General features: G+C 33.8%; 18 protein-coding genes and 1 tRNA gene. 3 read left to right on the top strand and 16 right to left on the bottom strand.

From position 1 onward, the window contains the following. Positions 1–2: 2 nt before the first annotated feature. The 7 genes from CLV33_RS11960 to porU form a co-directional block, all read right to left on the bottom strand. Entirely contained in the window at positions 3–686 is a 684-nt protein-coding gene (locus CLV33_RS11960; protein WP_105474113.1) for an SDR family NAD(P)-dependent oxidoreductase, read from the bottom strand. Beyond that, the gene (locus CLV33_RS11955) at positions 679–1626 is read right to left on the bottom strand and encodes a M20/M25/M40 family metallo-hydrolase (protein ID WP_105474112.1); all 948 of its coding nucleotides are present in this window, start codon (positions 1624–1626) and stop codon (positions 679–681) included. Before CLV33_RS11955 ends, CLV33_RS11960 begins: the two co-directional genes overlap by 8 nt. Before the next feature lie 104 nt (positions 1627–1730). Beyond that, positions 1731–3386, bottom strand: a complete 1656-nt coding sequence (locus CLV33_RS11950) for a pyruvate dehydrogenase complex dihydrolipoamide acetyltransferase (RefSeq protein WP_105474111.1) — start codon at positions 3384–3386, stop codon at positions 1731–1733. Between the two features lie 3 nt (positions 3387–3389). Further along, positions 3390–4388, bottom strand: a complete 999-nt coding sequence (pdhA, locus tag CLV33_RS11945; protein ID WP_105474110.1) for a pyruvate dehydrogenase (acetyl-transferring) E1 component subunit alpha — start codon at positions 4386–4388, stop codon at positions 3390–3392. Positions 4389–4563: 175 nt separating this feature from the next. After that, the gene (gene cdd / locus CLV33_RS11940) at positions 4564–5046 is read right to left on the bottom strand and encodes a cytidine deaminase (RefSeq protein ID WP_042246687.1); all 483 of its coding nucleotides are present in this window, start codon (positions 5044–5046) and stop codon (positions 4564–4566) included. 100 nt (positions 5047–5146) lie between these two features. Further along, on the bottom strand, positions 5147–6388 hold the full coding sequence (porV, locus tag CLV33_RS11935; protein ID WP_105474109.1) for a type IX secretion system outer membrane channel protein PorV: 1242 nt from the start codon (positions 6386–6388) through the stop codon (positions 5147–5149). A gap of 34 nt (positions 6389–6422) precedes the next feature. Then, positions 6423–10310: a type IX secretion system sortase PorU gene (gene porU / locus CLV33_RS11930; RefSeq protein ID WP_105474108.1), complete on the bottom strand. Its 3888-nt coding sequence runs from the start codon at positions 10308–10310 to the stop codon at positions 6423–6425. Between the two features lie 266 nt (positions 10311–10576). On the opposite strand from porU, the gene gldJ reads away from it, so the two are divergent. Together gldJ and CLV33_RS11920 are read left to right on the top strand one after the other, a co-directional pair. Beyond that, a complete protein-coding gene (gene gldJ, locus CLV33_RS11925) occupies positions 10577–12253 on the top strand; it encodes a gliding motility lipoprotein GldJ (RefSeq protein ID WP_105474283.1) in 1677 nt (558 codons plus the stop codon). A gap of 69 nt (positions 12254–12322) precedes the next feature. Further along, on the top strand, positions 12323–13597 hold the full coding sequence (locus CLV33_RS11920; protein ID WP_105474107.1) for a UDP-N-acetylmuramoyl-tripeptide--D-alanyl-D-alanine ligase: 1275 nt from the start codon (positions 12323–12325) through the stop codon (positions 13595–13597). Between the two features lie 328 nt (positions 13598–13925). Here the strand turns inward: CLV33_RS11920 and CLV33_RS11915 are convergent, their stop codons facing one another. From CLV33_RS11915 to CLV33_RS11875, 9 genes are all read right to left on the bottom strand, one after another. Continuing rightward, positions 13926–14696 carry a LuxR C-terminal-related transcriptional regulator gene (locus tag CLV33_RS11915; protein WP_105474106.1) on the bottom strand — a complete coding sequence of 257 codons (771 nt, stop codon included), beginning with the start codon at positions 14694–14696 and terminating at the stop codon, positions 13926–13928. A 268-nt stretch (positions 14697–14964) separates the two neighbouring features. Next, positions 14965–15039, bottom strand: a tRNA-Val gene (locus CLV33_RS11910). Positions 15040–15102: 63 nt separating this feature from the next. Beyond that, on the bottom strand, positions 15103–16320 hold the full coding sequence (locus tag CLV33_RS11905; RefSeq protein ID WP_105474105.1) for a bifunctional folylpolyglutamate synthase/dihydrofolate synthase: 1218 nt from the start codon (positions 16318–16320) through the stop codon (positions 15103–15105). A gap of 3 nt (positions 16321–16323) precedes the next feature. Continuing rightward, on the bottom strand, positions 16324–17172 hold the full coding sequence (locus tag CLV33_RS11900; protein ID WP_105474104.1) for an energy transducer TonB: 849 nt from the start codon (positions 17170–17172) through the stop codon (positions 16324–16326). Positions 17173–17210: 38 nt separating this feature from the next. Then, complete coding sequence (locus CLV33_RS11895; protein WP_042246667.1) at positions 17211–17606, bottom strand: ExbD/TolR family protein; 396 nt, start codon at positions 17604–17606, stop codon at positions 17211–17213. A 1-nt stretch (position 17607) separates the two neighbouring features. Beyond that, complete coding sequence (locus CLV33_RS11890; RefSeq protein WP_042246663.1) at positions 17608–18306, bottom strand: MotA/TolQ/ExbB proton channel family protein; 699 nt, start codon at positions 18304–18306, stop codon at positions 17608–17610. 153 nt (positions 18307–18459) lie between these two features. Then, on the bottom strand, positions 18460–19851 hold the full coding sequence (nhaD, locus tag CLV33_RS11885) for a sodium:proton antiporter NhaD (RefSeq protein WP_045371987.1): 1392 nt from the start codon (positions 19849–19851) through the stop codon (positions 18460–18462). A 10-nt stretch (positions 19852–19861) separates the two neighbouring features. Beyond that, a complete protein-coding gene (locus tag CLV33_RS11880; RefSeq protein ID WP_105474282.1) occupies positions 19862–21088 on the bottom strand; it encodes a Glu/Leu/Phe/Val dehydrogenase dimerization domain-containing protein in 1227 nt (408 codons plus the stop codon). A 154-nt stretch (positions 21089–21242) separates the two neighbouring features. After that, positions 21243–22310, bottom strand: a complete 1068-nt coding sequence (locus tag CLV33_RS11875) for an anhydro-N-acetylmuramic acid kinase (RefSeq protein WP_105474103.1) — start codon at positions 22308–22310, stop codon at positions 21243–21245. Between the two features lie 94 nt (positions 22311–22404). Between CLV33_RS11875 and CLV33_RS11870 the strand changes: the two genes are divergently transcribed. Next, the gene (locus CLV33_RS11870) at positions 22405–23547 is read left to right on the top strand and encodes an acyl-CoA dehydrogenase (protein WP_105474102.1); all 1143 of its coding nucleotides are present in this window, start codon (positions 22405–22407) and stop codon (positions 23545–23547) included. The last annotated feature ends 422 nt before the right edge of the window (positions 23548–23969 follow it).

Here is a 23969-nt window from a genome sequence, read left to right as displayed (position 1 = left end):
TACTACGGCGTAGAATTAGAAACCTGCAACAGTTTACCATTATAATATGTATTTCCGTTTAACGAAAAATCAAAAATATATTTGGCCATTTCAAGAGCGGTTGTTGGTGCTTTATATCCTGGAAATGCCTCTTCCAACATTTCAGTTTGCACCGCTCCTAAAGCTAAAACATTAAACGATATTCCAGTTTCTTTATATTCTTCTGCTAACAACTCTGTAAGTGTTATTACTGCTGCTTTACTAGAACTGTATGCTGCTAAACCGGGGAATTTCATACTGCCCTGAACACCACCCATTGAACTAATAGTTACTACATGACTTCTACTCTTCATAAATGGAAGAACCACTCTTGTGAGTTCAGCTACACCGTAAACGTTGGTTTTGTAAACATTCTCAAAATCATCTATTGTAGTTTCAGCAAATGGCTTGTTTAATAGTGCTCCTGCATTGTTAATTAAAATATCAACGTTATGCCATTTAGTTTGTATAAAGGCCTCTACTTTTCTGTATGAGGCGCTATCATTTAAATCAAAAGAAAAACAGGTAACATTTTCTAACTTTAAATTCTGAATTGGTTTTTCATTTCGCGATAATGCCAAAACCTTATGGCCTGCTTTTGCAAACAATTGTACTAATTCGAAACCTATACCTCGGCTAGTGCCCGTTATTATAATATTTTTATTCATTTAGTTTAATTTCTTTTGAAGTTGTATTTACCATACCTTCTATAGCAGGAATCATTTTTTTTATAAAATTAGTCATATGCTGAAAATCCATTTTGTCTGCCTCATCATCCACATGATGATAGTAGTCAAAATTAGTAAAGTCAAAAGTAGAAATGGCATGTGCAGGTACTTTAAAGGCATTATAAAACGGATAATTATCAGAGCGCATAAATAGCTTATATTCTCTCGCCTTAGGTAAGAATCCTATAATTTCTGTACCAGAATATCCATTTAACTTATCTGCAATATTAGATTTTTCATAACCAGAAATATATGCCATAATTTCATCTTCGGCTCTAGGCACACCAATCATTTCAAAATTAATCATAGTGTACAAATCTATGTTTTGAGCTTTAAGGCGTTCGGCTAGATGCCCAGAACCTTTTAAACCTAACTCTTCTGCTGCGTATAGCGTAAATAAAATACTTCTTTTATTGTTTTTAGTTTTAGAAAAGTATTTAGCCCATTCTAAAACCGCAACAGTACCAGATGCATCATCGTTTGCGCCATTAGCAATAGTATCACCATTTACTGCCTTTCCCTTACCTATATGATCGTAATGCGCACCGAGTATCACAAATTCTTTTTTTAGGTTAGGGTCATTCCCCTCAATGTAACCAACAACATTATAGCCCACTATATCTTTTAAGTTAAAACTATCGCGGTAGGTCTTAAAATAAGGTTTTATTTTATGCGCTTTGAAGAAATCCTCAATATAAATTGCTGCTTTTTCTATGCCCTTACTACCTGTACTTCTTCCCTCTAATTCGTCTGAAGCTAAATACTCAAGGCTTTCTTTTACCTCTTCAAGCTTAATAGCGTTGGGAGTATTGATAATTTGCTTTTGGCCACCACAGCTTATCAATATTACAAAAACTAATAGAGTTAATATTTTTTTCATATTATAATTTTGATGTTAAAGATAAAAAAACCTGCTCCAATGTAATTGAAACAGGTTCTTAATATTTATAGATTCTTCGCTTTGCCCTGAATGACAAAACTATATTATACTAACATCGTAACAGGATTCTCAATATACCCTCTTAATGTTTGAAGGAACTCGGCTCCTGTTGCGCCATCTACCGTTCTGTGGTCGCAAGCCAATGTTAACTTCATGGTATTTCCAACAACAATTTCTCCATTTTTAACTACTGGTTTTTGCACAATTGCACCAACAGATAGAATAGCCGAATTTGGTTGATTGATAATAGATGTAAAATAATCTATACCAAACATACCTAAATTAGATACTGTAAATGTACTTCCAGACATTTCATCTGGCGTTAGTTTTTTATTTCTAGCTTTACCAGCTAATGCTTTAACTTCAGCCCCAATTTGTGGTAAACTTTGCTCGTTTGCAAAACGTACTACAGGTACCACTAAACCGTCTGGAACAGCCACGGCAACACCAATATGCACATGGTTGTTTAAACGCATTTTATCATCAAACCATTGCGAGTTAACTTGCGGATGTTGTTTTAAGGCTAAAGCACAAGCCTTAACAACTATATCGTTAAATGATATTTTAGTATCTGGAATAGAATTAAATTGAGCTCTGAATGCCATGGCATTATCCATATTAAACTCTACTGCTAAATAATAGTGTGGTGCAGAGAATTTACTTTTGGTTAACGACTTAGCTATGGCTTTACGCATTTGAGAATTTGGAATATCCTCAAAATCTTCCTGACCAGATGGTACAAATTTACCAACTGCCGCTGCTCCTACCGCTGGTTCATAATTTTCAATATCGCGTTTTATGATACGTCCGTTTTCACCAGAACCCTGCACTTTTGTTAAGTTGATGCCTTTTTCTTCTGCTAACTTTTTTGCTAAAGGCGACACATATAAACGTCCGTTTTCTGTAACAGGCGTTGGTGCAGGCGCTTTTGTTTTAGTTTCGGTTGAAGCAGGCGCCGTTTTTGGTGCTTCTTTTTTAGTTTCTTGTTTTGGAGCTTCTTCTTTTTTTGCAGCTGGTGCAGAACTTGAACTAAAATTAGCAGCAACTCCAGAAACATCAGTTCCTGCAGGACCTATTATAGCTAAGAGCTCGTCTACTTTAGCAGATTCTCCTTCTTTTAAACCAATTTCTAATAAAGTACCAGACTGGAATGATTCAAATTCCATAGTAGCCTTATCTGTTTCAATTTCAGCTAAAATATCTCCTTCTTCAACACTATCACCCACTTTCTTTAACCAAGTGGCTACCGTTCCTTCTTCCATAGTATCACTTAGCCTAGGCATGGTAACAACAATTACGCCTTCTGGTAAATCTGCTGAAGCGCTTGATACTTCTTCAGTTTCTGTGGTTTCGTCTTTGTTGGATTCAACCTCATCAGAAGCTTCAGCCTTTGTATCTTCAGCCTTTGAATCTTCGGCAGAAGCGTTACCACCACCGTTTAGCAAATCTGAAATATCCTCGCCTTCATCACCTATTATTGCCAAAAGCTCATCTACTTTTGTTGTCTCGCCTTCTTGAACTCCTATATGAAGTAATGTGCCTTCATTAAAAGACTCGAACTCCATAGTAGCCTTATCTGTTTCAATTTCAGCTAAAATATCGCCTTCTTCAATTTTGTCTCCTACTTTTTTTAACCAAGTAGCGACTGTTCCTTCTTCCATTGTGTCGCTTAATCGCGGCATGTTTACTACTATTGCCATATTCTATAATTTGTGTGGGATAAATGGATAATCTTCTTGCTCGTAAACTACATCGTATAGTTGCTGTATTTCTGGGAATGGAGATTCTTCAGCAAATTTCTCGCATTCTGCTACGCGTGCTTTAACACGCTTATCAATTACTTTAATCTCGTCTTCTGTAGCGTATTTCTTTTCAAGAATAACATTTTTTACTTGCGTAATAGGGTCTATCTTTTTGTATTCTTCAACTTCATCCTTAGTTCGGTAATGTTGTGCATCACTCATAGAATGTCCTCTGTAACGGTACGTTTTTAATTCTAAAAATGTAGGACCGCCACCTTTTCTTGCTCTTTGTATGGCTTCATCAAAAGCTTCAGCCACTTTTACAGGATTCATACCATCTACAGGACCACTAGGCATCTCGTAGCCTAAACCTAATTTCCAAATATCGTCATGGTTGGCGGTACGTTCTACTGAGGTACCCATGGCGTATCCGTTGTTTTCACAAACAAATACCACTGGTAAATTCCAAAGCATTGCTAAATTAAAAGTTTCATGAAGCGAACCTTGTCTTGCTGCTCCATCGCCAAAACAACATAAGGTTACAGCATCTAAACCGTGATATTTATCACCAAAAGCAATACCTGCTCCTAAAGGTATTTGTCCTCCTACAATACCATGGCCTCCATAAAAACGGTGCTCTTTAGAGAAAATATGCATAGAACCTCCCATACCTTTGGATGTTCCGGTTGCTTTTCCAAATAATTCTGCCATAACACGCTTGGGATCTACGCCCATTCCTATAGGTTGAACGTGATTACGATATGCAGTAATCATTTTATCTTTAGTTAGGTCCATAGCATGTAAAGCACCAGCTAATACAGCTTCTTGACCGTTGTATAAATGAAGAAATCCTCTTACTTTCTGTTGGATATAAACTGCAGCTAGTTTGTCTTCAAACTTTCTCCAGAATAACATGTCTTCGTACCATTTGAGGTAAACCTCTTTTGTGATTTTTTGCATCGACGTTTTTTATATGGTTATTAAGCGAAATACAAAAGTAATACTTTGATTGGTATTGAGAAAACCCTTTAGGAATGAAAGTGTAAAAAATGTGAAAAAATTAGAAATATTATCTTTTTTTAAATGATTTATGCCCTATTGGGAATATGATATTAATTATTTAAAATAAGATATATTATAATTGGGATTTATCAAAAATTAACGGCAATAGGTTCTCTAAAGAGTTAGATTTTAAAATATTACCCGAAGTACCCATAAAATAAATTTCAATATTGGTTTTCTGATTTACCTCATATTCGGCAATAGCTTGCCTACATGCGCCACATGGAGGTATGGGTTGAGATGTTTCAAATTTTAACGATCCTGCTACAATTGCAATTTTTAAAATTTTAGCATCTGGATATTTTGCACCCGCATAATAAATTGCTGTACGTTCTGCACATAAGCCAGAAGGATACGATGCGTTTTCTTGATTACTGCCAGTAACTACCTCGTTATTGTCTAATAAAATTGCCGCACCAACTGCAAAGTTTGAGTATGGCGCATAGGCCTTTAATCTTGCTTTTTTGGCTAAATCTATTAATTTACTTACATCCTCCGGTAGTTCATTTTCATTTTCGAAAACAAATAAAGTTGTTTCAATTTTTAGTGCTTTCATAAGTAAATTGTAAGGATTTAAAAATACGATTCTATTCTAAACAAAAAAACTATTGTGTTTAGAACAATAGTTTTTTTAGCTATAATTTGAAACTTTCTGCTTAATATTCAAAATACTCGCCGTCTCCTATATTGAATGTTAGAGAGAACCTTAATGTATTCTCTAAAGGACTTTGCACTCTTGATGCTGAAAATAAATAAGACAAGTCTATATTTATAACATTGTATTTAAAACCAGCACCTATAGCCAAAAATTTACGAGCCCCTTTATCTTCTGCTTCATTAAAATATCCTGCCCTAAAAGCAAATGAGTCTTGATAAGTATACTCTGCACCTAACGACCAAGTAAATTCTCTTAATTCTTCACTAAATCCGCCTGGTGCATCACCAAAGGACTGAAACATACCCGATAAGAAACTTACATCTTGGGATTGTCCTTGAAAAATTACATTTTCTCTAATAGGATTAGCATCTAAATCGTCTACATCCTCTTCATAAGTACCATTACCGTTGTTATCGGTAAATCCGTATTCATCACCTAAAATTGGAGGCGTAGGCACCAATAGTTTAGCTACCTCTGCTGTTACCGCTACTTTATTGTAATCGTCAAATATAAAATCGAATCCTGCGCCTAGTCTTAATGTTGTAGGTTGAAAATTCTCTACACCACCATCATCATACTTAAATTTAGGTCCTATGTTTTGAATTGCGAAACCAGCTCTCCAGCGCCCATTAAAATCGTTATATGCTTCTTCTTCACTTTGGTAGTAACCTGAAATATCAACGCCAAAAGTATTGGCAGATGATGCATCGTTATTACCAACGTTCAATCGTAAATCAGATCTTAGATAACGCATAGCTACAGACATTGCAAATTGATCTGAAAGCCGTAATGCATAAGAGGCATCGATAGTTAACTCGTTTGGTCTTTGAATTAATGCTTCTGAAAACTCATCGGCACGAAACTCTATATCTCCTAAAGAAAAATATTTAAAACTCGCAGCAAATGAACTACGCTCATCTAATCTATTAAAATAAGTAACGTTTCCTAAAAAAATATCATTTACCAGTTTGCTTAGATATGGTGTATAACTGATTCCTACACCAGATTTAGTTTCAGAGAAGACGTACTTAGATGAATTCCATTGTTGCGAAAATGCATCAACTGATGTGGCAACTCCCATATCTCCCATTGCAGCAGCCCTTGCATCTGGGGCGATTAATATAAATGGTACTCCTGTTGTAATTACACGAGAATCGTTTTCGTTAGGAATAATTACTGTTTGAGCGGTTAAATTAAGCGTAAATACCAAAGCAAGTAACGCTATTAGTGTATTCTTCATAGTTGAGTTTTATAGTTGCAAATATAATTTTTTATTACAGTATCACAAGTTTCTCTATTTTCTCTACCTTCTTGTTAAGCAGATTAGATTTAACTGTTAGTTTGTAAATATAAACACCTTTTCCAATTTTATCACCAAAATCGTCCCTTCCGTCCCAAACAATATCTTTAGAAAGTGAGCTTGCTGCTTTTATACCTCCTGATGTTTGTCCATTTAGAGTTCTTACTAGTTTACCGGAAACAGTGAATATTTGTATTGAAACGTCTAAAGGTTCTGAACTATTGTGGTTAAACCAAAATTCTGTATAATTTACAAATGGATTAGGGTAATTTAAAACGTTGTTTACAACCAATTCTTGATCTTGATCGAAAACTATAAACTGAATTTCGGCTACAGATGAATTATTGTAAACATCCCAGGCCTTAAAAGTTAAGGTATGCAAACCAGGTTCTAAATCTCTAAACGGAAAACTTACAGTACCTTTTTGGTAATCGTCCACCTCTGTTTCATAATAATCGTTTAAGATAAAAGGATTGGTTTCATCACCATCAATTATTGCTACAATATCATGCCCTATACCACTTGCTGTATTTATACCATTTACATCTTCAAGTTTTGCCAGAAGTGTTGGAGATTCGTTGGTTATACCACCTGAAACAAAGTTTTCATCATTCATAAACAGGGAAATTACAGGCCCTATATTATCTACCTCAGCATTTTCATTTACACCACCAATTCTAATATTTGTAATATCGGCACCTGCTTGGTTTTCTGATAATTGCTCATTTTTGGCATAAAAGCTTGCCCTACCTAAACCAACAGGCACACCAATATCCTTAGGCACTACAAAATCGAACTCAAATTGGCCATTTGTAACCGAAGCTTGTCCTCTAAAAACAATAGCACCCAGTGTTTTAAAATCTAGTTTAATTAAGGTTCCTGCGTTTGTTATATTATCGTTTGCAAGGGTTTGCCTATCAATAAATTTATCATAAATTGTTGTAGAAACTACACCATTGTAGTTGGTTAAAAGGTTGCCATTAATATCTGTAACTTCTCCTGATAGTTTCACCTTACTTAGTGCTTTAAGCGTATCGTTAGATTGAGCGATAGGTACATCGTTTATTTGGGTTAACCTTATATTTGGTTTTGGGAAGGCTAATTTCATGGCTGGGTCTCCAATAAAAAACACTAAGCGCCTTTGTGAGGCAAAACCAATATTTTGATCGTTTTTTGTAAGCCTTAAAGCTTCTGCTGTTGATGGGTATTCGTGGTCTTCAAAAGTATCGTTATCACTAAATGAAAATAGATATTGCCCTAAGGTGTTATTAAAATTTATACCAAAATTCACAAACACCTGCCTAGTAGTTGTAATAAGGCTAATAGCTCCTGCATCTTTATTCCAATAGGTATATTCTCCAGCAGTTTTTCTAAAGGGATTATCAAATTTTGTGAATTCGCAGGTAACGGTAACAAAGCAATTAAGCTTACAGAAGTTTTTTAAATTATCTATGGTTGGTATATCTAAAATACGCTCTTGAGACAGCCCTTCTTCCCCGCCATGTCCAAAATAATTTACTACCAAAGCCCCATTGTCTATAGCATTTGAAAATGCCTCTACCACATCGGGATATCTTTCGCCACCAGCTGAAGATTCCTGCTGAAAAGCATCGGTATGTATTTTTACGACATTAACAAAGGGTTTGTTTGCTGTAACTTGGTTACCAATATTATCTGTGGTTTGTTGTATAATGCCTTCCCAATCATCATCAACATCATCAGACACTACTACGTAATTATTTCTCCACCTTCCAAAGGATTCTTTTGTATAATAAGATTCTATTTTATCTACTAGATCTTTGGCGCGTTGTGGCGTGTCTGCCAGAATACGACCAACGGCAATATCTAAACGGTCGCTATTTGCCATAGACCCTTCATTTTCATCCATCATGCCATAAAAATCATCTGAAACGAATGAGTTTGTTAAATTTAAACTATTGTAAGAATGCCATGAGGGAACTACATTAGTATTATTGGGAATTCTATCTTTATAATCATAAGAGCCATCACCAAATAAACAGAGGTACTTAATTCTGTTCTCGGGACTACTTGCATTATCATAAATATATTTTACAAGATTGCGAATTGCTGCAATATCTTGGTTTCCAGTACTAAACTCAGCATAAATTTCATTTAAACCAACCACTTTTACATTTAAATCGTATTGATTTCTGTTAATTTCAGCTAGTCTTTCAGCTTGGTTTAACATATTATCTGGGGCCACTATAAGGTAATCTATATCTTGGAAGCTGCCTTCTGCATTATTGAAAATAGTACCTTTTATATTTTGATTTCTTACCGTTTTGTTACTATCTGATCTGGGTTCAAAATAATCTGATGGTGTTAATGCTACATAAACCCTTTCTTCTCCCATGTTTGAGGTAAAACTAAAACTAGTTTCGCCCTCACTATTTTCAATATTAAAAACATTGTAAACATCGGTAACATCCCATACCTCTGAAAGTCGTGAAGCATTAGCAATAGTATATTCTGCAATTCCCGCATTATTAACTACTTCTTTATTTTTAAATTGAAACTGTTTACCTTCAAATTTCAATAATCTTGTAGCTTCAATAGAAATATAATCTAAGTAGCCTTGGGCACTGGGATTACCTTGATTGTTGTAGCTTAAAGTAACCGCGATGTCTCCAGAGTTTACATTTATATTACCTATGTAAAACCCCTCTGAACCAACTACCGTACTGCTTATAGAACCGAAAGACAAATTTTGTATTACGCTACCGTTAACATTTATTTCCATTGAGGTATCGTTAGAAGAAATGGCCGCTGCATATACTTTTAAATTTATTGGCTGTGTTGTAACTATATCTGGAAAACTAAAAGTAAATTCCTGTTCACTTTCTAAATTAAAACGTTCTCCAAACCAACGTCTACCCACCGTTCCTATGTTGTAAATATCTCTTTCATGAAATTGATACTGTTGGTATGTATTTATACTTAAATTTACTGGTCCTGAAGGCGCGTTAATAGGCTGTATTCGTTTTCCAGTGCTACCTCCTACTGTTATGTAATAATATGTTTTATCCGTATAACAGTTTATATTAGTATTACTTTCCAGATTGTACTCCTTTGGTCCTTGCCCGTAGAAAAGTATATAATCTTCGTTATTAAAAACACCATCTTGTTCGCCTACTACTTTTATTGTGTTTTCTGTTACATCGTACGGGTAAGGCTCAGCATTACTATAGGGTATCATTCGTCCGCCATTACCATAAATCTTTATAGTCCTGGGGTCTACACTATTTACATTAACACCTAAACTTTGTAAAAACCCTTTCGATAATTTAAAAACACCTGTGGTATCAATGTAAAACTTATACCAATCGCCAGAACTTAATACTGAATTAGTTATTATTTTAGAGGCATTGTTTTTTCTTAACCTATTTGTCTGGGTAGAAGCAAATGCTAAATTATTGTAATTTAACTGAAAAGACATCACTTTTTTATAGACACCATTTTCATCCCTTATTATTGGAGATAATTCAAAAAAAGCATAACGTTTGCCTCTAGATACGGAGTTTTTTAAGCTATAGGTTAATTGGGTAGGTATTGTTGCTTTATCAATTTCAAACAATTCCTTTTCAGAAATAGACTGATAGTTAATACCACTTAAAACTACCGAAGATTCGTTAATGGCACTGGCAACCTCCCACTGGGCAATAAATTGTAGGCCTTCATTGAAATCGTAACTATAATTTTCTTTATTAAAAACAGGTAATTTTATAGAATTAGCCCCAAAAGTTAATTTTGTAGAGCCATTCCAATCAATTGAAAAACTTTTTTTTTGACTAAAAGCGTAGCTTGACACCAATAATAATACAAGTAAAATTTTCTCTTTCATGAGCTAAAATAACGTCGGTATATGGTAGATATTATTAAATAAATCGACAATTTTTTTATATCCATCAAAAATACAATAATAATTTATGAAAAATAACGTTATTTCTATGCGATTGTTTGGAGAAAAGTGTCAAAATCATCGATGTAATACATCAAAAACAGGATGAAATACATATTTTTTTCGTCAAAATGCAAAAAATAGCTTGTTCTGTAAGGTTTAATTCTTATATTGCAGCACCAAAACAAAAATTTAGCTTACTTAAACGTATGAATATGAAAAATGTAGCGATATTAAAATTATTCTTAATCGCAGTTCTTTCGGTTACGGCATTTGGTTGTAAAAAATCATCTAGTTCTAAAAACAGTTCTAGAGCAACAGGATGGCAAATAAACGGTCGAAATGGCGGTTTTCAATACAATACAAACTTCAAAGAACAAGAAACAGCCCCAGGCTTAGTTTTTATTGAAGGAGGTACATTTACAAAAGGTCGTGTACAGGACGATGTTATGCACGACTGGAACAACACGCCTACACAACAGCACGTACAATCATTCTACATGGATGAAACCGAGGTAACAAACTTAATGTATGTTGAATATCTTGACTACATGAAAAAACTCTACCCGCCAGACGATGAACTTTATAAAAATATTTATAATGGTATTTTACCAGACACACTTGTTTGGAGAAACCGTCTTGGATATAACGAAGTTATGACCGAAAATTATTTAAGACACCCTGCCTATGCAGAGTATCCTGTAGTTGGAGTAAGCTGGATTCAAGCAGTAGAATATTCTAACTGGCGTACAGATCGTGTTAACGAACTAAATTTACAAAAAAGCGGTTATCGTGATATCGCCTTATCTGAAATGGATCCTGATAATTATTTTAGTACAGACAGATACCAAGTAGATCCTAGCGCTTACGACAACGGTGATCCTGACGGAAGAAGAAACAGAAATGTTAGGGTTGATGCCGATGGCAATGAAACTGGAGTTTATGCTTCTATGGAAACAGGTGTAATTGGCCCTAAATATAGACTTCCAACCGAAACAGAATGGGAATATGCTGCCTTAGGTTTAAGTGAGTTAAGAAGCTATAATTTGTACCGAGGACGTAAAAAATATCCATGGGATGGACAATACACGCGTTCTGGAAAACGTAAGTACCGTGGCGACCAATTAGCTAACTTTAAGCAAGGTAAAGGAGATTATGGTGGTATTGCTGGATGGAGCGATGATGGTGCTGATATCACAAACGCTGTAAAATCTTATGAACCTAACGATTTTGGATTATACGACATGGCAGGTAATGTAGCAGAATGGGTTGCAGATGTTTACAGACCTATTGTTGATGATGAGTTTAACGACTTTAATTACTACCGAGGAAATGTTTATACCAAAAATGCAATAACCGAAGAAGGCACAGTTAAAGTTGTTACTTCTGATGAAATTGTGTACGACACACTGTCTAACGGCAAAATTGTAGCTAGAAACCTTCCAGGAGAAATTGTTAAGGTTCCTGTTGATGAAAACGAAACCTATTTAAGACCAAACTTTGATAGAGCAGACAATATTAACTTTAGAGACGGAGATCGTCGCTCTTCTCGAAACTACCAGAGTTTTGGTGAAGAAACCGATGAAGAAGGTAACGTAAAGGACTCTAATACAAGAAAAATGTACAACTCGCCTAAACATACAATAACTAGAGATTCTTTAGGCAATATAGTAAGGGAATATGATAAATCTAATACTAGAACCTCCCTTATAAATGATGAAGTAAGAGTGTACAAAGGCGGCTCCTGGAAAGATAGAGAGTATTGGTTAGACCCAGCTCAAAGACGCTACTTCCCACAAGATATGGCTACCGATTACATTGGCTTTAGATGTGCTATGTCTCGTGTTGGTTCCAAGTCTAAGATGAATAGTAAAAAGAAAAGTTAACCAGTATTACTTCTCAAATAAAATTAAAAGTCCTGATGATAAATCAGGACTTTTTTTTACATTTATTTTATGAATTTAAAAACACTACACAACCTTTTTTTAGAGTGCAATGCGGTAAGTACAGATACTCGAAAAATTGAAAAAGGAGACCTGTTCTTTGCTTTAAAAGGTGATAACTTTAATGGAAACACGTACGCGAAACAAGCCATAGATAAGGGGGCAAAATATGCTGTAATTGATGAAAAAGAATTTCAATCGAAACATACTATTTTGGTAGAAAATGTTCTAGAGACACTACAAAACTTAGCAACTTATCATAGAAATTATCTTAAAACCCCAATTGTAGCCTTAACAGGAAGCAATGGAAAAACTACAACCAAAGAACTTATAAATGCCGTTTTATCTAAAAAGTATAAAACCACACCAACAAAAGGAAACTTAAATAACCACATAGGTGTACCGTTAACCTTACTATCCCTAACTAAAGAAACAGAAATTGGCATAGTTGAAATGGGAGCAAATCACCAAAAAGAAATAAACTTTTTATGCAATATAGCATTTCCAGACTATGGTTTAATAACTAATTATGGTAAGGCACATCTAGAAGGTTTTGGTGGCGTAGAAGGTGTAATTAAAGGCAAGAGCGAAATGTTTACACATTTAATTAAAAATAATAAAACCATTTTTGTTAACGCTAACGATCCTATTCAAGTTGAAAAGACTAAAAGTGCCAATATTATTACTTTTGGCAATAAACATAACAATCCAGATACAATAATAGATTTTTTAGATGCGCAACCATTTGTAGTATCTAAATACAATAATTTAACTATAAACAGCCAATTAATAGGCGACTACAATTTTAACAATATCTCAATAGCTATTGCGATAGGTAATTATTTTAAAGTAGAAGATAGCGCTATTAAATCTGCAATAGAAAGCTATGTGCCATCAAACAATCGATCGCAAATCATAGAAAAAAATACTAATAAAATAATATTAGATGCCTATAACGCTAACCCTACAAGTATGCAAGCTGCCCTTCTTAATTTTGAAAAACAAGAAGGATATAAAATTGCAATTTTGGGCGATATGTTCGAATTAGGTGATGACGCCGAAGTTGAACATCAAAATATAACAGATTTAGCCATTTCTTTAAATATTGATAAGGTATATCTTGTAGGTAAGAATTTCTTCAACTCAAAGATTAAGTCAAAAAAAGTGAAACAATTTGAAACATTTAATCACTTAAATAATGCACTTAGTTTAAAAAACATAAATAACGCTTTAGTTTTAATTAAAGGCTCTAGAGGTATGGCTTTAGAGCGTTTTTTAGAAGCATAAACTACGCTTATGCTTCAAATATTTTTTATGTTTTTACTCATATAGTTTACAATAAAAAAGTGCCTGTGCTCTCATTGTAACACAAACACTCTTTAAATTCTCCCTAAGAACTGATTAATAGCAACGTAAATTTGCAAATTATTTACAGTTGGTGCAATACTCAATTTGAGTATTTCTAAAACACCAACTGAATTTTTCGATGAATAATAAGTTTATTAAGGTGTGATGTGGCAAAACGTAATCTTTAATATACATAAAGCCAAATAATTTCATTCTAAACATAATAAAAAAAATGTACTATTAGTAAGTTTATGTTTTCACAATATGCTTAAACAATTTTTTTTTTCATTTTAAGCATACCTATTAACTCTCCCGTAGAAGAGATATTAAGCTTTTTAAGGATATTACGTCTATGTGTATCAACTGTATTTGGGCTTATATTTAACTTGTCCCCTATCTGCTTACTAGAATAATTTAAAGCCAAAAGCCTAATAATATCGCGTTCTCTATTACTAACATCATCTGGCAACAGTTTTTGAGAATAATTATTGTAATACACAGTTTCATACTCCAACCTATCATTTAATAATTTCGCAGATGCACATACAGGCATTTTTAATTCTCCAGACAGAACAGTGTAGTGCGCAAGTCCAATTATTGGTTTTTCGTCTACATCAAACTGTAAAGGTGTTGTATTTTGAATGATATTAACATAGTTATTTTTAGAGTTTTTAAACCTGTAGTTCCAAGTATAGCTCATTTTACTTCTATCAATTAGCTTAATCTTATCTAGAGTGAATTTCATTAAATCATTTAAAGCTTTTAGCCATTGTTCTAAATCTTCAGGATGTATTCTACTCCAAAAATAGTGCATCCCTTTTTCCTTTAACACACTCCTTTCAAGCCCCAAACAAGCAGTAAAGTTTTTGCTCACATATTCAAAAGATAATTCTTGAGTGTTCGTAATACAAAAAAATGTTGAGCTATAGGGCAGAAAAGTATCGAGTTCTATTATTTTTTCTACGTGTTTTTCTAAAGATGGATTTTCATAAGACTGAAATATTTCCTTGTACGCATTTTTAATACTAGCATTATCCATATGATATAGATTGAGAGATTTTCTTAAAAATACTAAAAATGAAAAGAAAACCAGAAAAAGCAAGTATGAAGAAGAAAACCTATACTTTTTAGAAACTTATTCAGCAAGCCTAAAAACATTAAAATATACTGTAGGCACTAGATGAAGGCCACATAAATATGACAAACAAAACACTTGTTTTTACAAAACCTAAGAATACAAAATGTAAGTAAAATAACTCATCACAATTATCAGACATAAAAAAAGCTTCTATTTCTAGAAGCTTGTGTGGGCGCGAAGGGATTCGAACCCCTGACCCCTTGGGTGTAAACCAAGTGCTCTGAACCAACTGAGCTACGCGCCCTTTAATTAGGTGTGCAAATATAATCTAGTTTTTAATACTGCAAAAACTTTTTTAAGAAAAAATTTAAATTATTTCTGCTACTACAAATGTACTTCCGCCCACAAAAATAAAATCGTCTTTAGAAGCATTGTTTAATGCTGATTTATATGCTTCACTTACAGAATTATAGGCAACTCCTAGTAAATTATGGTCTTTCAATTCGTATTGTAATACTGTAGCGTCTTTTCCTCGAGGAATATCTGGTTTACAAAAATAATAAGTAGCATTTTTAGGCAACAAATTTATTATAGAGCTTAAATCTTTATCGTTTACAACTCCAAACACTATATGAAGCGCATCAAATTTCTCCATAGCTAACTGAGACATCACATAACTTAACCCTTCTCTATTATGCCCTGTATCGCATACAACTTTGGGGTTATCATTCAAAATTTGCCAACGCCCCAACAAACCTGTGTTTTTAACTACATTTAAAAAGCCCTGTGTTATATTTTCATCTGAAATAGTATACCCTTTTGTTTGTAGCATTTTTATAGTTTGGTAGGCAGTTTTAATATTTTTTATTTGGTACGAACCTATCATATCAGATTTATAGATTTTATTCACCAATTTATCTGCATATACAATTTTACTCGCATTAGTTTTAGCTGTAACATCAAATACTGGTTTGGTTTCTAGTTGCGTTTCACCTATAACCACAGGTACTTTAGGCTTAATAATGCCAGCTTTTTCTCCAGCAATTAGCGCTAATGTATCCCCAAGAAATTGGGTGTGATCTAAACCAATGTTTGTAATAACCGAAACTTCAGGTGTTAAAATATTTGTAGAATCTAAACGCCCTCCCATACCAACTTCTACAACGGCAATATCTACTTTCTGTTTTGAAAAATAATCGAAAGCCATACCAACCGTCATTTCAAAAAATGACAGTTTATTTTTCTCAAAAAAAGGCATGTTCCTATTAATAAAGCCAATAACAAATTGCTTACTTACAGCCTTACCGTTTATCTTAATACGTTCGCGAAAATCTTTTAAGTGTGGTGATGTATATAACCCAACATTGTAACCTGCCTCTTGGAGAATTGAAGCTATCATGTGGCTTGTAGAACCTTTCCCATTAGTTCCAGCAACATGAACAGATTTAAAGTTTTTTTCTGGGCTATTTAAATGTTCTGCTAATTTTAAAGTATTAGTTAAATCTTTTTTAAATGCAGTTTTACCCTGTCTTTGATACATTGGGAGTTGCGAAAACATCCAATCTAAAACATCTTGATAAGTCATAAACTACTGACTTAGTTTGAAATTAACACTAACAAAACCTATTTGTCGAGATGGTGCCTTGGGATCTGCTGGCCATTTGTGCGATAAAGCTATTTTCTTAGCAGGTTCTAGTAAACATTGAGCCGTATTTGTAGTTCCTTTTACTCCAGGTGTTGCTTCTATAACATTACCACTTTTATTTACAACTATCTTAACTATTACCATTCCAGATTCGTTACAATTTTGTTTTAATCTATCGAAAGAGGCGCTACCACGACCATTTAATCCGTAACCTACACCACCACTGCCAGAACCTTTTCCGCCAAAATAACTTGGAGCATAAGGGTTACCATCTAACTGTCCTTTATCTCCTGCTCTATTGTCGTTACCTTCACTACCCGTTTCAGAACCATCAGATTTACTTACACCGCCAATTAAAGCGTCTAGCTTTTTTTTCTTCTCCTCTTGTTCTCGCTTTTCTTTAGCTATACGTTCCGCTTCTGCTTTTGCTTTTGCATCTGCTATGGCTTTTGCTTTTGCCTCTGCCGCTTTTTGCTTTTTTATAGCTATTTCCTCGGCATTATCTTGAGTTAAAACTTCTTCTTTAGCTTCGGCAGATTTTGTTGGTTCTACCTTAGAAGACTCAGGTTGCGGCGGTTCTTCAATTATCTTAGGCTCAGATTTAACAGGTTTTTTAGGCTGAATATTGCCTTTACCAAAATCGGTAGTTCCAAAATTTACTGCAACACCATATTCTTCTGGAGGATCCATATAAGGTGGCCCCACAACAAATAGCAACAACAAAATAATAATAGCAATTAATGCTGTTATTTTTGCTGAATTACGCTCATGTTTTGTTTCTAAGTACTTCATATAGCTATTTTACAATAGTTGTTTAGAAGAATTTTTTTTTAGTTATTAGGTTTTACGGCTAAAATCACTTTAAATTTATTTCTATTTGCAATATCCATAACCTTAACTACGTTTTCTACAGGGACTGATTTTTCGGCACGCAATACAATAGTTGGTTTTGCTTCGTTTGAAAGCGCCGCAAGTAATTCGTTTTCTAAAACACTTACACCAACTCGTTTTTGGTCTATATAATAAGTTAAGTCTTTTTTTATGCTAACTGCAACAGATTTTTTGTTTTCTGTTTTCCCACTTGCTTTTGGTAGCAAAATATCAATAGCATTGGTGGTTACCAATGTAGAAGCTATCATAAAAAATATTAATAATAGAAATACAATATCTGTCATAGAAGACATATTGAATTCTGGTGTTACTTTATTTCTACCTCTAATATTCATATTATGTGGGCTCGTTTAAATGATCTAAAAATTCTAAAGAATTAGCTTCCATTTGATATACCACTTTGTTAGTTCTTACTACCAAATGATTGTAAGCAATATATCCCACAATTCCTACTATTAAACCAGCTACAGTAGTGGTCATAGCTGTGTAAAGCCCACTTGCTAGTGTATCCATTTGAATAGTTCCTCCTGCATTGGCAAGTTCAAAAATAGCCAAAATCATTCCTATAACTGTACCTAAAAACCCAATCATTGGTGCAGCTCCAGAAATGGTAGCCAAAACACTTACGTTTTTTTCTAGCTTATAAATTTCTAGTCTTCCTGCATTTTCTATAGCTGTGTTAATATCGGCTAGTGGCTTTCCTATTCTTGTAATACCTTTACTTATTAATCGTGATACAGGTGAATTTATTTGTGCACACAACATTTGGGCAGAATCTATTTTCCCATTACTAACATGGTCTTTTATTTGATTCATAAAGTTTGCTTCTATTTTAGAAGCTGCTTTTATGGCAAACAAGCGCTCAAAATATATATAAGAAGCCACAATAAGCAGTAAAAATAAAATAGCAATAATAAGTTGTCCTGCAGCACCTCCGCTGCTAATTAATTCTATAATAGAAAGTGTTTTTTCAACAGATTCTACTTCGGTTAGTTCTGTCCCTTCTTGGACGTTTTGTAATAATATGTTTAGCATATAATTTTAGGTTAATTGCAAATGTATAACGTATGTTTTGTTGCTAAAGTATAATAAAATATGGTTTTCAATTCTATTTATGTTTGTAAAAAACAGAAAGATTAGCAGTAACTACTAATCTTTCAAATTTTATACCAATTTAAATACTTTTTTCTAAAAAAGTGTTCTTGTAACCATAAATGCCGCAGCACCTACTAAAAAGCCTACTAGAGCCAACCATGAAATTTTTCTTAAGTACCAGAAAAAATCAATTTTTTCCATTCCCATAGCAACAACACCAGCCGCAGAACCAATAATAAGCATACTGCCTCCAGTACCTGCAGAATAAGCTATAAAATGCCATAATTCGTGATCTATCGGCTCAGAGAACATACCTAAACTTGCTGCTACTAATGGCACATTATCAATTACTGCCGAACCAACTCCTAGAAGTAAAACTACTAAATCTGATACACCACCTTCATGTATTTCTGTTCCTAATTGTGGCATGGTTTCTCTTAGAGAGTCGGCAAAACCAAATAATATACCTAAAGATTCTAATGCTGCAACGGCCATTAAAATTCCTAAGAAAAACAGGATACTTGGTAACTCAATTTTAGATAAGGATTGATGAACCGGACTGTGATGTGAGTGTATTTCACTTTCTTCGTCGTCAAACTCAGTCATGCTAAATTTAGAACTACTATATATTTCTGCAAAGGTTGCTACAACACCTAAAGATAACATCATTCCTACGTAAGGTGGCAAATGGGTAATCATTTTAAAAATAGGTACAAAAACAATAGCGCCAAGACCTAAATATAGCATTGTACCACTAAATCTAGATTTAGTTTTTTCTTTTTCTTCTACTATTTCTAATTCTCCTTTAAATACTGGTAAAAACGATGCGATTAAAGATGGCACTACCATACATAATAATGATGGCACAAATAAATACCCTATTAAATGTCCTGTAGTTACCTTTTTACCAATCCATAACATTGTTGTTGTTACATCTCCAATAGGCGACCAAGCACCACCTGCATTGGCCGCTATTATAATTAAACCAGCGTACCAAATACGAATGTCTCTATCCTTAACTATTTTTTGAAGTATAGATATTAATACTATAGTAGCCGTTAAATTATCTATAATTGCTGATAATATAAAAGCTAAGATTGAAAATATCCAGAGTATTTTAGTTTTCTTTTTAGTTTTAATAAAACTTTTAATAGTGGCAAAGCCATCAAAATAATCTATAATTTCAACAATGGTCATAGCTCCTAAAAGGAATACTAATATTTCTGCGGTTTTCCCTAAATGATGCAATAATGTTTCTTCCATTAAATGCATTTTCTCTTCATGCCCAAATGCACCAAAGTTCTCTAGTAATGCATGATTGCCAGAATCAAACCATTGTGGGAAGCTTTCTAACCCCAAAGCAATTAATGCCCAACAAATGGCCATCATAACCAAAGCTGGAATTAATTTATCAATTTTTATACTGTGCTCTAAGGTTATGGCTAAATAGCCCATAACAAATACCAAAATAATTGCTGCTTCCATAAATTATTGTTTAAATAAGTTCGTTTAGTGCTATCTCGAATGCCGTTGCACTAATTTCTGTTTTTGATTTATTTTTATTATATACTTTTTTTAAAGCCCTTTTTATAGTTTGTGAGGTATCATTAAATATTGCCTCATCGGTCATTAATACTTTTCGTTCCATGAAATAAGCAAAAACACGAGCCATTCCGCAATTTGAAATAAAATCGGGGATAAGACTCACCTTATAATCTGTATGCTCCATTATTGGTCCAAAAAATATTTCTTTATCTGCAAAAGGTACATTTGCCCCACAGGATATCACTTCTAGACCACTATCTATCATTTCGTCAATTTGATGAATAGTGATTAATCTAGATGCAGCACAGGGCGCAAAAATTTCAGTTTGCAAACTCCAAATCCTTTTATTTATTTCTTCAAAAGGTATTAAATTATCGGCCACTAAGGTATTACCCTTTTTAGCAAGAAAAAAATGACTTATGTCATTAAAAGTAAAACCTTCTTCATTAATTAATCCACCAACGATATCTATTATGCCTACTATCTTAGCTCCCATTTGAGAAAGATAAAAAGCTGCTGCCGCTCCTACGTTTCCAAACCCTTGAACCACAGCTCGTTTGCCTTTAACAGAACCACCGTAAATATCGTAGTAATGCCTAACGGCTTCAGCCACACCAAAGCCAGTAATCATATCTGCAACTTTGTATTTTTTGGATACATCTGGTGAAAATTCAGTATTCTCGATAACCTTAATAACACCTTGTCGTAATTGGCCAATTCTATTAATTTTATCTGCTTCAGTAGGTTTAAAAAACCCATTAAAAACGCCTTCTTGAGGATGCCAAACACCACTTTCTTCTGTTATTGGTATTACCTCATGGGTTTCGTCTACATTCAAATCTCCTCCAGTGCCGTAATAGCTTTTTAATAAAGGGGAAACTACTTTATACCACCGTTCTAAAACTTCTTTTTTACGTGGGTCTTTAGGGTCGAAATTTATTCCAGATTTTGCCCCTCCTATTGGAGGACCAGAAACTGTGAACTTTATTTCCATGGTTTTAGCTAGAGACAAAACCTCATTCATATCTAGTCCCTTTCGCATTCTGGTACCTCCTCCAGCTGCACCACCTCTTAAGGAGTTTATAACTACCCAACCTTCGGCTTCTGTTTCAGAATCCTTCCAGTTAAAAACAATTTCTGGATCCTTGTTTTCAAATTTATTTAATAATTCTTTCATCTTTATTTTAAATTGATTCATTTTAAACCATCACACATCAAAATTCTTATAAAAAAATGCGTAGCTAAAGTTGAGTCATGATAAAGTGATTTAAATTATTATTGAAACAAATATAAAAAACAAAAAGCCCTTAAAAGATTAATTTAATATTAATTTAAGGCAGATAAATTAATCCTGCAGAATGGTTTTTTAAGGCACCTGTAACACTCTTTAAGCAATTAATTTCATCGCGAAGTTTTAAAACGCCTAAAAAAGCAAATATTAGTGCTTCCTTAAATTCTATTACCGTGTTACTTGGAATTATTATGTCGTTATATGAATAAAATTTTACACGATTTAAGAGGTAAGAATTGTAGGCTCCTCCACCTGTTGCTAAAACTACTACATCTTCTTTTTTATTAATTTCTTTTGCAATTTGAATTGAAACATGTTCGCAAAATGTGCAAATTTTATCTTTTAATTGTAATTGAAAACTATCAACTAATGGAAATATATTAGACTTAACCCATTCTAAACCGAGTGATTTTGGATACGTTTGCTTATAAAAATCTAGTTGATTTAGTTGATTTAGTAAATTTTGATCTACTTTCCCAGATTTTGCGATATGCCCCTTATCGTCATAGTCAAAACCTAACTGTTTCGTATAATGATTAAGAACAATATTTACAGGGCAAATATCATAAGCTATACGTTCTCCTTTACTATCATCCAAAGATATATTGGCAAATCCTCCTAGGTTTAAACAAAAATCGTATTCAGAAAACAATAATTTATCTCCAATAGGCACTAGTGGAGCGCCCTGTCCCCCATAACCTACATCTTGAACTCTAAAATCACAAACAACTTTATACCCTAGTAATTTAGAAATTACAGACTTATTTCCTATTTGATAAGTAAGGTTTTGTTCTGGTTTATGTAGTGCTGTATGGCCATGAGAGCATACAGCATCTATATTATCAATAGCATTCTTCTTTATAAAAAATTTAATAGTATCAGCTAAGTATTCTGTGTAAGCTTCATCAATTAAATCTAATTCGTGAGGAGCTTTAGTTACTAAATGTCTTAATTCTTCAACCCAAAAATTTGTATAACTTATTGTTTCTGTGCAAAGTATTTTAAAAGTCCAACTGCCATTAAAATAAAACTTGGTGTATACTAAGTCTATTCCGTCCAAAGATGTTCCAGACATTACACCAATAATATTATATACGTCTTTTTTCATATACTGTAAATTTAATAATCATTATTGAAAAATTCACACTAAAACGCTATATTTGTAAACATTTTTTACCAAAATAACATTTTAATTACGAATTATGAATTTTAACCTTTCAGAAGAACATAAAATGATTCGTGACGCTGCTCGCGATTTTGCACAAGCCGAACTACTTCCAGGAGTCATAGAACGAGATAATAAGCAGCAATTCCCAGACGAGCTCGTAAAAAAAATGGGCGATCTCGGTTTTATGGGTATTATGGTAGATCCTAAATATGGAGGAAGTGGCCTTGATACCATATCTTATGTTCTTATTATGGAAGAACTATCAAAAATAGATGCATCTGCGTCGGTTATCGTGTCGGTTAATAATTCTTTAGTTTGCTATGGCTTAGAAGCATATGGCTCTGAAGAACAAAAACAAAAATACCTAACCAAACTTGCTACAGGCGAATATGTTGGCGCATTTTGCTTAAGTGAACCAGAAGCCGGTAGCGATGCCACATCCCAAAAAACTACAGCCATAGATAAAGGCGACCATTATTTAATAAATGGTACAAAAAACTGGATAACTAGTGGAGGAAGAGCCGATGTATATTTGGTAATAGCGCAAACCGATAGAGATAAAGGGTCTCATGGTATAAATGCATTTATCATAGAGAAAGGGACACCTGGCTTTGATATCGGACCTAAAGAAGATAAATTAGGAATTCGTGGTAGCGACACACATACGCTTCAATTCAACGATGTAAAAGTACCCAAAGAAAATCGTATTGGCGTAAATGGCTCTGGTTTTAGGTTTGCTATGAAAACTCTATCTGGCGGTCGCATAGGAATAGCCGCTCAGGCTCTAGGAATTGCCCAAGGCGCTTACGAATTGGCTATTAAATATTCTAAACAGCGTAAAGCATTTGGTACAGAAATATGTAACCATCAAGCAATTGCTTTTAAATTAGCTGATATGTATACTGAAATAGAAGCTGCTAGAATGCTTGTTATGAAAGCAGCTGCCGACAAAGATGCAGGTGAAAATTATGACAAGTCTAGTGCCATGGCAAAATTATATGCTTCAAAAGTAGCTATGGAACAAACAATTGAAGCTGTTCAAATTCACGGCGGTAATGGTTTTGTAAAAGAATATCACGTAGAACGTTTAATGCGAGACGCAAAAATTACCCAAATTTATGAAGGTACTTCTGAAATTCAAAAAATTGTAATTTCTCGTAGTATTTTAAGGGATTAAAATATTTTCATTTAGCTTTAAGCGAAACTACGATATTAATTATTGTTACCAATATTGCTCAACGACTCATGTTCTATAGCAAAAGGTATGCAACATCATGAATATTATGGAAAAAAGACCTCCAAACTATAAAAAGCCATAAATCCAAAAAAAATGAAAGCCTGTTAAATAGCATCTATTGTAAAAAGCAGCAAGAATTTGCAACAATCACGGAAATAATTCTCCATGAATTCAATTCTTGCCCAACTCTTTATTCTCTGCCATTAATACGCCAAAAATTTAAAAGATGAAGATACTGAATAGAATAATTTTTTGGGCAAGTTTTAAAAAAAAAGAGCCTAACTACATATGTAATTAGACTCTTCCAAAAAAGGCGGCGACCTACTCTTCCACAAGTGCAGTACCATCGGCGCTAACGGGCT

This window comes from Jejuia pallidilutea, assembly GCF_002973595.1.
Taxonomy (GTDB): domain Bacteria; phylum Bacteroidota; class Bacteroidia; order Flavobacteriales; family Flavobacteriaceae; genus Jejuia; species Jejuia pallidilutea.
The sequence above is the reverse complement of the archived record's forward strand: the minus strand, read 5'-3'. Positions and strand labels throughout refer to the sequence as shown.